General features: G+C 49.3%; 11 protein-coding genes and 2 riboswitches. Of the genes, 2 read left to right on the top strand and 9 right to left on the bottom strand.

Annotation, left to right across the window (positions count from 1 at the left end):
* Positions 1-128 precede the first annotated feature (128 nt).
* The 5 genes from WDY75_RS30215 to WDY75_RS30195 form a co-directional block, all read right to left on the bottom strand.
* Positions 129-629, bottom strand: coding sequence for a GNAT family N-acetyltransferase (locus WDY75_RS30215; RefSeq protein ID WP_063478238.1), 501 nt, complete (start codon positions 627-629; stop codon positions 129-131).
* Positions 630-768: 139 nt separating this feature from the next.
* Positions 769-1,242 (bottom strand): C40 family peptidase, encoded by a 474-nt coding sequence (locus WDY75_RS30210; RefSeq protein ID WP_036642931.1) that lies wholly within the window; start codon positions 1,240-1,242, stop codon positions 769-771.
* Positions 1,243-1,246: 4 nt separating this feature from the next.
* A riboswitch (cyclic di-AMP (ydaO/yuaA leader) is annotated at positions 1,247-1,385 on the bottom strand.
* A gap of 402 nt (positions 1,386-1,787) precedes the next feature.
* On the bottom strand, positions 1,788-2,261 hold the full coding sequence (locus tag WDY75_RS30205) for a C40 family peptidase (protein WP_006207479.1): 474 nt from the start codon (positions 2,259-2,261) through the stop codon (positions 1,788-1,790).
* A 4-nt stretch (positions 2,262-2,265) separates the two neighbouring features.
* Positions 2,266-2,404: riboswitch (cyclic di-AMP (ydaO/yuaA leader) on the bottom strand.
* A gap of 346 nt (positions 2,405-2,750) precedes the next feature.
* Positions 2,751-3,578, bottom strand: a complete 828-nt coding sequence (locus WDY75_RS30200) for a hypothetical protein (protein ID WP_063478239.1) — start codon at positions 3,576-3,578, stop codon at positions 2,751-2,753.
* Positions 3,579-3,589: 11 nt separating this feature from the next.
* Positions 3,590-5,581, bottom strand: a complete 1,992-nt coding sequence (locus WDY75_RS30195) for a M1 family metallopeptidase (RefSeq protein ID WP_063478240.1) — start codon at positions 5,579-5,581, stop codon at positions 3,590-3,592.
* Positions 5,582-5,730: 149 nt separating this feature from the next.
* On the opposite strand from WDY75_RS30195, the gene WDY75_RS30190 reads away from it, so the two are divergent.
* Complete coding sequence (locus WDY75_RS30190) at positions 5,731-6,252, top strand: YwhD family protein (protein WP_036642903.1); 522 nt, start codon at positions 5,731-5,733, stop codon at positions 6,250-6,252.
* Positions 6,253-6,332: 80 nt separating this feature from the next.
* Here the strand turns inward: WDY75_RS30190 and WDY75_RS30185 are convergent, their stop codons facing one another.
* From WDY75_RS30185 to WDY75_RS30175, 3 genes are all read right to left on the bottom strand, one after another.
* On the bottom strand, positions 6,333-7,499 hold the full coding sequence (locus WDY75_RS30185; protein WP_063478241.1) for a copper amine oxidase N-terminal domain-containing protein: 1,167 nt from the start codon (positions 7,497-7,499) through the stop codon (positions 6,333-6,335).
* Between the two features lie 144 nt (positions 7,500-7,643).
* Positions 7,644-9,890 carry a heavy metal translocating P-type ATPase gene (locus WDY75_RS30180; RefSeq protein WP_063478242.1) on the bottom strand — a complete coding sequence of 749 codons (2,247 nt, stop codon included), beginning with the start codon at positions 9,888-9,890 and terminating at the stop codon, positions 7,644-7,646.
* On the bottom strand, positions 9,891-10,274 hold the full coding sequence (locus tag WDY75_RS30175; protein WP_006207484.1) for an ArsR/SmtB family transcription factor: 384 nt from the start codon (positions 10,272-10,274) through the stop codon (positions 9,891-9,893).
* A gap of 414 nt (positions 10,275-10,688) precedes the next feature.
* Here WDY75_RS30175 and WDY75_RS30170 point away from each other — a divergent pair, with 414 nt between their 5' ends.
* Positions 10,689-11,570 carry a hypothetical protein gene (locus WDY75_RS30170; protein WP_036642910.1) on the top strand — a complete coding sequence of 294 codons (882 nt, stop codon included), beginning with the start codon at positions 10,689-10,691 and terminating at the stop codon, positions 11,568-11,570.
* Positions 11,571-11,675: 105 nt separating this feature from the next.
* On the opposite strand, the gene WDY75_RS30165 is transcribed toward WDY75_RS30170, so the two are convergent.
* Positions 11,676-13,736, bottom strand: a complete 2,061-nt coding sequence (locus tag WDY75_RS30165) for a transglycosylase domain-containing protein (protein ID WP_063478243.1) — start codon at positions 13,734-13,736, stop codon at positions 11,676-11,678.
* Positions 13,737-14,002 lie beyond the last annotated feature (266 nt).

Here is a 14,002-nt window from a genome sequence, read left to right as displayed (position 1 = left end):
TTTGCACTTGTCTCCATTATAAACCAACATCCCTAGACAGCATAGCCAGTTGTGACAAAAAAAGCAACGATCCAAAGAGGCTTCATAAAAAATACACAAATTTGTGCTTTTTCATATAGACAAGCTTACTATTCCTCATTTGCTGGAGGCTCATACACCATACAGTGGAAAATGCCTTTTCCCTGCGGAGTAAGCCGCTCATACGTATCGGTGATGCGAAATCCCGCCCCTTCATAAGCACGGATCGCACGCTCATTCCAGGTCATTACTTCCAGATCAATCTCATCCGTAGGCCTCCTGCGCCTGGCCTCCTGCGTTATGGTCTGCATAAATCGTTTACCCATTCCACGCCCGCACCAATCAGGCCGCATGCCAAGCCCGATCCGTGTCACTTCGTGTATGGGAAACAGCTGGGCAAACCCCCACAGAGAATCCTGGTCATCCAGAATCGAGATATATTGCTGCTGGCGTATGATCGGATCGCCAAATTCCACCTCGAGCCCTTTCATCTGCTCCCAAGGAAGGAAGCCATAGATATCGTAAGGAGGGGGATAGGACCAGGTGCATATTTCTTCAGCGTGTTCCTCACGCATGATGACGGCGCGAAATGAAATAGGGGTAACATCCATTGGTAGTTTCCTCCATTCGTATATTATCCATGTACCCTTTATATAAGGGAGCGAGCTGCATGAAAAAGCCCGTCAAAGAGAGGCGGGCTCTCCTTTAACGGGCAGTAGGTCTGTGCACTGGATCGTCAGCCTCTATCATCTAGGATGATGTATCGGCCGATTGTTCATACTTATCATCACTCATGATGCGTTTGGCACCGACGTAACGCTGATCATAGTAATCCTCAGCAAGTCGGTTGATGACGACACCTCGATTCGACGAGGCATGGGCAAACTTGCCATCGCCTACATAAATGCCAACATGGGATATACCGCTCCCCGTTGTGTTGAAGAACACCAAATCGCCAGCCCGCAGATCTTTGCGGGTTATGCTTGTCCCCATATCGAATTGAGAGCCGGATTGATGCGGGAGCTTCAGGCCGAGTTTGGCATACACATACATGGTAAAACCGGAGCAGTCAAATCCGCTCGTGGTTGTACCTCCATAACTATATCTTGTACCCAATACCTTATCAATTTCCTGGTCCAGCGCACTATCGGCAAACACGCTGCCAATGCCTGAAGTGAACAGTAACGTAATACTCAGGGCTGCCGCTGATAACGTCTTCTTCAGCATGAAGAGCTCCTTCCGCTGCCTGCGAGGTTAGCTTGAGGGTTCGGTTGAAGGTCCCCTATGATCCCTTGACAGCAAGATCAATTCACCCGTAAATGGTTCCCCCGCTTCCCATATCCATGGGAATTCGGCAATCGTAATCTATGTATTAAAGCACTTACATTAATGACAAAGTTGTTACTGTACCCATTCTATCAGACAGCAAACAAGCTTGGCAATTATTTCTTGATGACTTTCGCTATTATTCAATAGCATCAGCTGTCGAAGTGTCAGGTATAATCAATTATTTTCCAATATTGCGTTTAATGAAGGCCGGGAAGGGTATATAAAAGGTAAGGATCTTTATGAAGGGCTGCCAATAATGCTGATGAAGTTGTTTCTGGATTAATAAAATTTATATTTTTTTTGAAAAGCGGGAACTTTTTCGTTGTCCCAAACGTTATAGAGGTATACACAGTGAACAAAAGAAAAAAGCCGCTGGGTGAGATCGGCACAATCTCAAAACTCCAGGGCTCTCTTATAAGGATAAATCAATAAAGTTCCAATTAGTTGTAGTTTACAGCTACAGATTTGTACGTGCTTTGACTCATCACTCGCTTAGCGCCCACATAGCGCTGTGCGTAATAGCTTTGGCTTAGCGGACTGACAATGACACCGCGAGAAGATGAGGAATGAGCGAACTTTCCACCCCCAACATAAATACCCACATGAGATACACCTTTACCGGATGTGTTAAAGAACACGAGATCGCCAGCTTTCAAATTGCTCTTGGATACTGCCGTACCTACCTTGTATTGAGCGGTAGATGTTCGTGGCAGGCTGAGACCAAGCTTCTTGTAAACATAGGTGGTGAAGCCGGAGCAGTCAAAACCATTTGTTGTGGTTCCACCTGTTTTATAAGATACACCAATGGCTGGTTTGATTGCGGTATTTAATTTGGAATCGGCGAAAGCGCTTCCGGTCCCTAATGTGAGCGCGAGGGCTAGGCCGAGAGAAACGGCCGTTAACTTCTTTTTCAAAACGAAATGCTCCTTCCAATGCCTGCGAGGTTAGCTTAAGGGTTCGGTTGAAGGTCCCCTATGATCCCTCTCTTGCGAGATCAATTCACCCAAAACGGATCCCCCGCTTCCCAATCGATATGGGAATTCGGCTCCTTAAAATGTTGATGAACCCATTCATTGACGTCTGACGTTCCAACATGATTAACGAAATAACATAGTTCCAGCAAAAGTTACAGTAAAGATGACAAAGTTGTTACTAACATATTCGTTATTTTAGCAGAGTATTAACATTTTGGCAAACGAGGAAAGTGTATATTTAAACAAAAAAACCTGTCCCAGTCATGCTGGAACGGGTTTTTTTGTAATTTCGCGCTCTGAAATTTGTGATATGGAGGATAAATGAAATCCTATTTTCTGTAAAAATGGCAGGGATTAAGATCCATGTCGCTTCCGGTTACAGTTTATTCGCGAGCCTGTCGATCATACTATTGTAACGAAATGTAACTTCTAGGAGTGCTGTGAGGATGATGATTTCCACAGATGATACTGGGAGGAAATTACCCAAATTTGGAAAAGTCCATTTAGAAAATAGGAGGCTTGCTGAATAATTAAACCGATTAGTCCTGCCCAGATGAGTGAGGCAGAGCTAAGGAGCAGAAGTATAACAACGGCGGCACCGCCCACGGTTATGGACAGGAGGACTGCCGTGCCCAGATTGTTGAAGAGAGTTAGAATAGAGCTGATCATACCGGAATCACCGATACGGCCAAACTGCATATAGAGCAGGGATATCCGAATCAGATAGGCGTACAGGAACCAGCCTGCCGCATAGGGCAGCGCGTGGAGCAGCAGAGCGGGCTCCTGGATGCCGTTGAGCAGGATCGGGAGAATTTTGGGCACAATCCAGTAGCCGGGAGCAAAGGTGAGGATCAACTCGATCAGATAGAATATCGTCACGGGTTTCCACAGCTTCTGCATTCCCGTGAAGAAGAACAAGCCGCGTTCACCTTGGGCTTCCTGGTGGAGGTTATAGAAGATGCCTGCCCGTATGAGCGGGGTGAGCACCATCCGGATGAGCAGCAATCCAGCCAGAAGCCATCCGTAGGTATGGACCGTATTGCTTAACGTCAGGCTCATCTCTCCCTCGTAGAAGAACAATAGCCGGCTCAGTTCGTTAGGTGCAGAGTCTGGATACCGCATCAGAAGGGGAACGACGGCTGATTTTACAAGTCGGTACAGGCAATATCCCCACAGCAAACGGTATAAGAAGAGCAGAATAGAGACGTATAATTGGTCTTTAACACTGGTCCACCCTTGGCCTGCATAAGTTTTCATGTGCTCACCCCTCACCATGACAGGCTACCGAACAGCGTCTCCACGAGTTTGGTAATGCTGAGATTCCAGCGTGTCACCACTTTCGGATCCATTCCTGCCTTCATATAATTATTGATGTGTTTGTTCTCAAGAACCATGGAGTATTTCGGGTCAACCATCGCCCAGGATAGCGGCGAGGTGTAGTCCAGAGTGTAAGTGACTTTACCGTCCTTGCCACTCCAGGTTCGCTCCACGGTCTTGCCGTCCTCGAACGCAAATATGATCGGGACATCGGTAACATCTCCGTCTTTGCTTGTAATCTTGACCGTAGATTCATACTCTGGATTGTCCTGCGTCCCTTTATTTTTGGTTTTGATCAGATCGATTGCGACGTCCGCCATTTGGTTTCCATATACATACTGGTCAAAATAAGACTGCCAGGAGGTTTTGCTTACTTGTTCAACGACCTTCTGGAAGTCGGACGTGGTGGGGTGCTTGAAACGGTATTTCTGGGCATAGGTGTTCAGAATCTTCTCCATCATCCGTGGACCGACCTGCCGTTCTATGCCTTGCAGTACAAGTTTGCCTCTCGTGTAAACGTTCAGTGCATAGTTTTCGTGGGAGCTGTATTTCCAGGAATCCATTTTCAGCGGTGCAGGTGAGGTAATCGACGCTCCTTGAGCTGCGGTGTTGGAGGTAATGCCGTATTCCTTCTCCATCACTCTCTCTTCAGCATAGGTCGCAAAGGCCTCGTCCAGCCAGGCTTCCTCAAACTCGTTATTCGCAATAATCCCGTAAAAATATTGATGGGCGATCTCATGGATGACGGTTCGTTCCAGCTCATACCCCGGTGAATCATTTCTGGCACCGAAGGCAGTTACCAGCGTCGGATACTCCATGCCGCCGGCACCGTTGCCCGATTCAGGCGGCACCACGATGGACAACGTGGAGTATGGATAGGATCCATACCATTTACCAAATGAAGCAAGTGCGGATTTGGCAGCATCGAAGTATCGGTCCTTTAAGTCTTTATGCACAGGATCGAGATACAGCTTGATGCGGACACCCGGTACACCTGGCGCAGAGAAGGCTTCTTCTGCCGTGACAAAGTTCGGTGATGCTGACCAGGCAAAATCATGGACATCGTCCGCATAGAATTGATAAACCTTCTCGCCATTCGTCTTCTGTGCGGGCTTCGTCGGGAATCCGGTAGCGGCAACAATATAATTTTCGGGAACCCGGATTCGAACGCTGTAGATGCCGAAGTTGGAATAGAACTCGGAGTTGCCGTGATATTGATGGAGGTTCCATCCCTCATCCGTTCTTCCACGAAGACCTGCCGGCTCATAGACTGAAATTTTAGGGAACCATTGGCCAGCCATAATAAAATTCTCGGTGGTGCCCATGCGCGCAAATATTTTGGGAAGCTCGACTTCAAACTCCATATGGATGGTGATGCTTTCCCCACTTTTTATGGGTTTTGGCAATCTTAGTTTGACAAGGCTGTGATCCTTGATATTGCCGTCATCCGGTTGAACGAATTGAAGGCGATGCGTCAAGGCCAGGCCTTCGGTTGTTTTCACGCTGGTAATGGTCATGGAGCCGTATCCGTCATCAGGCATAGGATCAGAACGCAATCTGCCGCCCGATTCCTTCATGAACGTTGTTTCGTTGGATGAAAATGCATTGGGATACAAATGAAAGTACAGCTCGTTTACGCTTTTTTTGCCTGGATGGGTCCAAGTGAGTGTCTGTTTGCCCTTAAGCTTGTTCTCTTCAGGCTCGTACCGAACATCCATGTGATATTCCACTAAACGGTCGCTCAGCGCCGGAGCGGGAACATCAGGCTGCACCTTAGGCGGCGAGAGAGGGGACTTCTCCACGGCGGAGACCGAGGGCTTGCCCGCATTTGGGGCAAGGGCGGACGCTGAGGACCCTGGATTCAGAAATATCGGCATCGATCCTGCAAGCAATCCAAGGGCGAGCAAGGATGATAGAAAGACTTTGGCACGTGGTGGGACCATATCGAACAACCTCCCGTTGACAAGCATCTAGTGCATGTATATGTTTGCTTTTGGGGGATTATTAGTTAAAATAAAATTATTGGGACATGGTTAACAAATTTAGCAGCCGTCACGTAAGGATCGGCTCTGAATATAGGAGGTCGGCAGCAGTGGAGAATGAAGATCAGAAGCAGGGTGCCAAGAAGCAGATTGCTTTGAATATTATTAATAGCAAGAGTAAGCATAAGGGGTTTGGATCAGGCTCCATCGATCTGAATAGTTTGTCTCCTGTCATCATCGACAATGGTGAGGCTCGAGTGGATATTGGAGCGATGCATGCCAAGAGCAAGGTGGAGAAGGGAATTCGTTTCAGCATGAATCGCGATGACGTTCCCAATGGACGCCAGGTGTGGATCGTGTGGGTGGCTGTAGACCGTACTGTGGAAGGTCAGCATTATGCAGGCATGACTGCCTGCGAGATGTGGATAGACCATGAGGCCCGCCGAGGCTGGAAGATCCTCGCGGATCATGTCAATAAAATGGATGCGGCCATGAAACGCAAAATCAATCTGGATGGCCTGGGTGATGTAGAGAAGAAGGCGCTGCGTGAACTGTTGATCTCACGCAACGAAGAGTGGTGGAATGCTTCACCGGACGAGTTCAAGGATGCTCTTCAGACAACGGAATCATGAAATCGGCAAGTTATATGATAAGCCTGACATAATAAAGAACCGGCAGGATTCATAACGAATCCTGCCGGTTTTCTGTTTTTTTAAAAAGGCAGTGTGTAGGTGTGCTTCGCGGTTTTCCCCAAGAAAGGGTTTTTGAAATCGAAACTCAGCTTACCATTGGCATATCCTTTATAAGTCAGCCCGTCACCATAATAGCCGACTTCATTGGATGGATACTCTTCAATCATGTCCTTGCTATCGGCATCCAGAAGTTCAGGATAGATCAGCTTCGCTGTGCTGCCGGCAGGATGTACGACGTACAGTGTAGCTTGTTTATACGGACGGACGAGCAGGAAGTCTCCCTCAATGGCCTCGATTATAAATTGGTCATCCACGCCTGTAAGCTCAGCGAGATTGTAGGTCTTGACCGTTTTACCCGTTGGATGTACCAGCTCCAGCGTACTGCCATTCATCATCGCGATGTTGCCTTTGTAGCTGAGTTGGTCTCTGCTGTAATTGATCCCGGCAAAATTGGAGTGGCTGGTTTTGGAATCCTTGAGAATTTTGTTGTCTTGAATAAGCACACGGTATCTCTCTTGATGAATATGCGGCTCGCCGTAATCGTTCGTAATATCGGCAACGTAGGTGCTGCTGTTGATTCGATGTGCGCTTATGCTCAGAAGTTCCAGATTCTCAACCGGTAAACGGCCGACTTGGACAGGCGTGGTTCCGGCTTTACCCATCAACAGTGTCCCATAATCGCGGTTGACCCAGAACAGGACATTGCCAACAGCAGTATAGGCATAGCCTCCCTGTGAGCCAAAGGTCGTCGTTAGCCCGGATTTACTGTCATACTTGAGGGGAATGCTGAAACCCTTGGTAATGAGACTGGCTGGAACGTAGGTCACACCTTTTTTTATCACTGGTGCAGCTTCAAGCTTCAGAACGGTGCCCTTGGCATTGACTGCGCGTGACTGTCCAACTGTAATGCGAACAGATTGTTTCGGACTGTTGATATACAGCTCGTTTTTCCCTGGAATCGTAAGCTGCAGATGCAACTGTTCAGAAACTTCCTTCAGCGGTATAAACAATACGCCCTTATTTGTATATGGTTTATGCTTCACATCCAGAGCGCCCCAGGCTTTGCTCTGTGATGTTGAGGCTTCTGCTGCATGGGCAGGTACGGTTATGAGGGATGAAGACGTGAACATTAATGAAAGTGCTAAGGATGCGGTGCCTGCTAATTTAATGAATTGAACGGTTTTCATGAAATTCCTCCTTGGTGGTTATCACTCCCATCTATTTAAACGTCTGGCTAATGGAAAATGTTTCTCTAAATCACGAGTTCATGTAAAAAATGAGAGATAGAAAAAAACCGGAGCTGCTCCACAAGGGATACAGCTCCGGTATTATTAATATCCTGACTTTAACTCCTTATCCTTGCCCAGCAGGATGGTGAGACCCAGCAAGGTAACGATAATGGTTGCTCCCATGTCCGAGATAATCGCAATCCAAAGTGTCAGCCATCCCGGGATCGTGAGCAGCAGTGCGATGGCTTTCAGCGACAGGGAGAGCCCGATATTCCACTTAATAATCTGATTAACCCGTCTAGCCGTTTTGATGGCCCCGGGCAGCTTCCCAAGGTGATCCTGCATCAGCACCACGTCGGCGGTTTCAATGGCACTGTCGGTTCCTTTGCCCATCGCGATGCCAAGATCGGCCGCCGCCAGCGCAGGGGCATCGTTAATGCCATCACCGACCATGCCGGTTTTTTTACGGGAAGAAAGCTCCCTGACCTTGGCAACCTTTTCTTCCGGCAGCAGGCTTGCGAATACACGGGTAACCCCGGACTGCTTCGCAATGGTCTGTGCGGACTGCTCATGGTCGCCTGTCAGCATGACCGTATCGGTGATACCGGCCTCGTGAAGCTTGCGAACGACAGTCGCAGTCTCCGGCCTGATCTCATCGGCGAGTCCGAATTGACCTAATACGCGCTCCTCGCTTACGGCTGCAACGATGGTGTAGCCTTGGCTCTTCAATCGGCGGATGTCTTCCTCCACGGCGCGGATATGTTCTTGCTGTCCCTGAACATGTCTCAGCACGTCCTCGCTGCCAACCCAGAATAAGTTGCCGCCGATTTCAGCCCGAATCCCTTCGCCCGGCAAAACTGTAATCTGCTGAGGTTCATTAAACATGCACTGCGGCTGCTTGATCTCCAGATGTTTCATGACGGCCTTGGCTAGCGGATGGAGAGAGGACTGCTCCAGTGCGCCGATAACACCATAGAATTTATTCTCATCGTATACCGTTTCCGCATAGACCGCCGGCTCACCCTTGGTCAGCGTTCCTGTCTTGTCAAAAGCGATGGCTTCCAGCCGACCAAGCTGCTCAAGATGGACCCCGCCTTTGATCAGGATACCGTTGCGTGCTGCACGGGTCATACCGCTGACAAGTGCAATGGGTGAGGAAAGCACGAGTGAACAAGGACATCCCACGATCAGAATGGACAGACCCTGGTAGATCCAGGTCATCCAGGGCTGATTCAGCAATAAGGGTGGAATCAGCGTCACGGCCAACGCAATCAACATGATGGCAGGCGTATAATATTTAGCGAATTTATCAATAAAAAGCTCTGTTGGTGTCTTGCTGTCCTGCGCTTCCTGTACCAGATGCATGATCTTGGCAAGGGAAGAATCCTCGTAGGCCTTCGAAATCGCGATGTAAAGCACACCATCGGTGCTTACACTGCCACCGTAGACAGCATCGCCTTCCCGTTTCGTTACAGGCACGGATTCTCCCGTAATGGCAGCCTCGTTGACAGCGCCGGTTCCTTGGGATATGGCACCGTCGGAAGGAATTTTCTCGCCTGGTCTTACCCGGACCACATCACCTGGAGAGAGGCTTGTGATCGGTACCAGCTTGGCCTGACGGTCTTTCCACAGCTCGGCTTCCTTCGGTGCCGCGGCCAGCAGCGCCTCCATCGATTGCCGGGCCCGATTCATGCCGTAGCCTTCCAGCAGCTCGTTGAGGCCGAACAGAATGGCAACCAGCGTGGCTTCCCGCCATTCCCCAATAATGACAGCACCAATGAGTGCAACGGTCATCAGGGTGTCCATATTGAATTTGAAGCGGGTCAGGTTGCGCAGCCCGCGCAAGAACGTTGTATATCCGCTCAGAATCATGGCACCTGCATACAATGCGATTACAACCGGCTCGGCAACGTTACCTTCCAATATAAAGGTCAGCAGATAAAAAACAGCCGAGATGGTTAGCAGCCACTTCATTTTTCCATCGCCGCCATGACTTTGCTCATGAGCATGACCGTGGTCATGCCCATGTGACGGTTGATGCTGATGGGATGAAGGGTCATGAGTGTCCGCATCAGCATCCGAAGAGGCTGACAGGGGGGCATGAACGATACGGGCGCCGTCACTTTTCAGAATCGTCTCTACCTGGTATAGATCCACATGGGGGGAGAGGATCAGCTTCCCGCTGTTGTAACTCAGGCGGGCGTTGTCCCCGTGGTCCAGCTTCTGGATCTCTTCCTGCATCTCACGTGTGCAGTTGGGACAAGAGAGGCCTTGAACCCGATATTCAATAAGTGGGCTGTTACTTGCGCCAGGAGATGATTTGGAAAGCTGAGGATGGTTCGCGCTCATCTACATCTTCTCCTTCTGATGCTCCAGCGTCATATGAAGCAATGTCCGGATATGATCGTCTTTAAGGGAATAGTATACATTTTTCCCGGCTTTGCGGGACTTGGCGATATCTTTGTTCTTCAGCGTGCGCAGATGATGGGAGGCTGTTGCCGTAGAGCTTCCAAGCACCTCAGCCACATCGCAGACACATAGCTCGCCACCTCGATCCAGCATATAGGCCACTTTAACTCGTGTGGGGTCTGCCAAGGCCTTGAAGATCTCCGCCATGCCGCTCATGTCATCGTCAGAGATCGTGTCTTTTAACAAGGCAACCCTTTCAGTGGAAGGACATTCTATTTCGCACAGCTCAAGAGAGACTTCTTCGTTCATGGTTCGGGCATTCATAAAATACAACCTCCTTGAATGAGGAGCAATAAGTGCTCTTTACTTTATATATTCAAACGTTTATTTGATTGTTAATCATAATATACCCGATTTCCACACTATATTCAAACGAATGTTTGATTGTTCACGAGTGCTTCACAGTCTAAGAATAAATCTGCAAGCTCTATAGTATGAACCAATTGCAGCAGTTAGGGTGCATCGCCTCTTTTCAGAAAATCCTTCCATTTCATTACAGGCCAACTTATACTATTAGCAAAAAGATGTAAATTCACACAAGAAGTTAACCTGCGGCCCAGCGCTACATAAACTCATCACATCTTAAGCGGGCTAGGCCATCGTTTCGACTCGAATGTGTACATAATCGAATACCTATCCTTCTATTTGCGGATGTGTATAAACAGGGGAGGCAGGAGTATGACTTGTCCAATATGTCGATATGAAACGGGAGAGGGGAAGTATTGCAAGAAGTGTGGGGCAAGACTGATTATCGAGGAGTCACCCGTTTTTGCTGCCATGAAAGAGCAAGCGGCGGCATCGGAAGTATACAGCATCAATAGAACAAGCGTAAGCAGCAAAGGGGATAGACCTCAGACGAACCAAGGAGAGCCCGCACTGCCGGTGTATACCCCGCCCGACATTCCATTTCAAACGGCAGGTCGGCAGCATGGGGAAGAGGCAGAAGAGGAACCGAATCCTTATTGGACCAGCTTGAAATTGTATGGACAGCTCTATGGGGAATACTTTCTTAAGGGGATCAAACATCCGTTCAGCGCGGCTGTCGCCACAGACAGCAGTCAGTTCTTAAACGCGATGGTATCCATGCTGCTGTATGTTCTGCTGCTTCCGCTCACGATATATGCAACGCTTCACCATGAACTGCAGGGTTTGCCTGCGGGGGCCTTTGCCGAGCTTGTCGTTAAGCCTGTCATTTGGATCGCATTATTTATGTTCCTGTTGAATGTTTTTACTTACGCTGCGGTCAAGCTGTCGTTTAACCCGGCCGTGAAGCTCAAGGAAGTGATGGCCAGGTTCGGCACTTTGCTGACACTATTCCTTATGCTCTATGTTGTCAGCCTACTGTTCCTGTTCCTGAATGGAGATATATCGAAAGTGATCATCCTTCTTTCCTTCATTAGCACCCTGATGACCGTACCGCTATTGGTCATGACTAGCTATAAGAGAAGAATGGTTGGCGGTTTGGATCCACTGTACGCGATTCTACTGGTTTATGTCGCAGTGATGCTCGTGATCGTCATACTGGGCAACTCCATGATCGGATATATCACGGGCTTTTAACGGGTTGTATTTACATATGCAATAAATGAAAAACAGCAGGCTTTTCTCTCGGGATTACCGGGATAGAGCCTGCTGTTTTTTTGGGGCATGGCGTTGTTTCTGGTGTTACTCAACCCACCATCGTTTAAAATCCTGCCACCAGGAACGTTCCTCCTGTTTCTCGGCAGCATCTGCAGGGTTGGCTTTCTTCGGGGCCTCTCCACTGCCGTGCTCTCCACAATATTCGGTAGGCTCCGTACCCTTCACGAATACCTCCAGAATTTTATCGGGACAATCAGAGCCTGCAAGCTTGCCTGTCGTCGGATCGATATACGCGCTGATGACGTCATCCGGGATCGGAAAAATCTTGGGCGGCACGTTCTCCAGTGCGGTCTCCGTATACTGCGCAAAAATAGGGGCTGCCCGCCGTCCGTCAATTTTGCTGATTTCCCGTCCCTTGTCATATCCAACCCATACCGCGGTAGACAGCTCCGGGGTATACCCGACAAGCCAGGCATCGGAGTCGGTTGTACCCGTCTTCCCGGCGACCGGTCGCTTCATTAGAGTAGAGACGCGGTTACCCGTTCCTCCGGTCTCGAATACGCCCTCCATCATGCGTGTCATCACATAAGCTGCCGAGGGCTCAACAATTTGTTCCCCCGCAGCTTCCGGAGCTGTATATAAGCTGCGACCAGCCGCATCGGTAATGCTCAGTACGGCGACCGGTGAGACCCGAGTGCCGTTATTAGCCATGACAGCGTAGGCGGAGGCCATCTCCAAAGGGCTGACAGGCGAGGTGCCCAGAGCAAGGGAAGGGACAGGCTCCAGCGGGCTTGTGATGCCCATTTTTTTCGCCATGTCAGCGACTTTGTCCGGTCCAATCTGCATGATGGTGTTCACAGCATATATATTGTCCGAAGCGGCGATGGCTTCCCGCATCGGAATTTCCCCTAGATACTTATCGCCAAAGTTGCTGGGCTGGTAGGTTTTGCGATTGTTATCATAATGAAATAGGGTCGGCTGGCTGTTAAACACGCTGGTGCTTGTCATCTCTTTGGATGCAATGGCGGTTAAATACATGATTGGCTTAAAAGCCGATCCAGGCTGCCTTGTTTTAGCCAGCGCATGGTTGTATTGATTCTCGCGATAGTTCTTGCCGCCAACCATGGCTTTGATATGGCCGGTCCGCGGGTCGATGGATACGAGTGCCGTCTCCAGCTCGCTCTTGCTGTCCATGCCCTCCGCTACGGCCTCTTCCGCAGCCTTTTGTGCCTGAGGATCCAGGGTCGTATAAATGTTAAGACCGCCTTGTTCGAGCTGCTTCTCCGTCATGTTGAGCTGCTTGGTGACAAGACCGCGGACGTAGTCGCGAAAGTAGGAAGCAATCACCTTGTTCTCCTGTCGGTCCTGGGGCAGCAAGGCGAGCTTGGCTGTGGCTGCTTTATCGGCTTCGGTCTCCGTAATAAATCCGGTCTCCGCCATGGCGTTCAGGACGATATGCTGTCTTTTGACTGCATTGTCCATATGATTGTAGGGTGAGTAATACGTTGGCCCTTTTGGAATACCGGCAAGCAGGGCGCTTTCGGCCAAGGTCAGTTTTTTTGCAGATTTGCCAAAGTACAGCTGTGACGCCGACTCGATCCCATAAGCACCGTGGCCGTAATAAATCTCGTTCAGGTACATTTCGAGTATCTCATCTTTGGTATATTTCATCTCAAGCTGGGCGGTGAATTTGGCCTCCTTGAGTTTGCGTGTCCATGTTTTCTCATGAGATAGGTATAAGTTTCGTGCGAGCTGTTGGGTTAATGTGCTTGCTCCCTGTTTGCGATCCATATGCTGCAGGTTCACCAGGACGGCCCGGGCCATGCCTTTAACATCAAACCCCGGATGATTGTAGAACTTCCGGTCCTCTACCGCCAAAGTTGCCTGGACCAGAAGGGGAGATATATCAGCCAGGTTTACCTGCTCGGATGTGTGTCCCGTAGTAGAGAAGGTGGCGATCAAATCTCCCTGACTGTCGAGCAGACGCGAGTAGCGGGATGTTTCCGCGACGGGCAGCGGCGTTATAAATAAATAGGCGAGCAGAATGCCGCCGGCGATGATGGATAGGCCAAGGAGCACAAACAGAAATGTAGCAAGCCGGACGAAACGACGTTTGCGCTTGGGTGATTTTTTTGGTCCCGGCATGGGGGGTCTCCTTCCAGTCCTTTTTGTAAGGTTTGAGAGCAGAGGATGCCAAGGTTGAAAAGATGAGTTTACATTCTCCTTGGCCGTCTTCCTTTTCTATACAGTATGGGACTGGAAAGGGCAGGATATTCATGTGACACGACCAGGATATGGTCTTGATTTTAATGCTCAGGAACTTTTGGTTGCAATTTGGGCTTGATTTAATATAATCTAATTTGTTTGGTACAATAGAAAGAGTGTGAAACTGTAAGCAAAAGGCATCTGCC

The organism is Paenibacillus glucanolyticus (assembly GCF_037333485.1).
In the GTDB taxonomy this organism is placed as follows: Bacteria; Bacillota; Bacilli; order Paenibacillales; family Paenibacillaceae; genus Paenibacillus_AQ; species Paenibacillus_AQ glucanolyticus.
The sequence above is the reverse complement of the archived record's forward strand: the minus strand, read 5'-3'. Positions and strand labels throughout refer to the sequence as shown.

Excerpts from the sequence above, each read along its gene's own strand:
- WDY75_RS30215 (WP_063478238.1), bottom strand. The coding sequence starts at position 629 with ATGGATGTTACCCCTATTTCATTTCGCGCCGTCATCATGCGTGAGGAA.
- WDY75_RS30200 (WP_063478239.1), bottom strand. The coding sequence starts at position 3,578 with ATGAAAACTTATGCAGGCCAAGGGTGGACCAGTGTTAAAGACCAATTA.
- WDY75_RS30195 (WP_063478240.1), bottom strand. The coding sequence starts at position 5,581 with ATGGTCCCACCACGTGCCAAAGTCTTTCTATCATCCTTGCTCGCCCTT.
- WDY75_RS30185 (WP_063478241.1), bottom strand. The coding sequence starts at position 7,499 with ATGAAAACCGTTCAATTCATTAAATTAGCAGGCACCGCATCCTTAGCA.
- WDY75_RS30180 (WP_063478242.1), bottom strand. The coding sequence starts at position 9,890 with ATGAGCGCGAACCATCCTCAGCTTTCCAAATCATCTCCTGGCGCAAGT.
- WDY75_RS30175 (WP_006207484.1), bottom strand. The coding sequence starts at position 10,274 with ATGAATGCCCGAACCATGAACGAAGAAGTCTCTCTTGAGCTGTGCGAA.
- WDY75_RS30170 (WP_036642910.1), top strand. The coding sequence starts at position 10,689 with ATGACTTGTCCAATATGTCGATATGAAACGGGAGAGGGGAAGTATTGC.
- WDY75_RS30165 (WP_063478243.1), bottom strand. The coding sequence starts at position 13,736 with ATGCCGGGACCAAAAAAATCACCCAAGCGCAAACGTCGTTTCGTCCGG.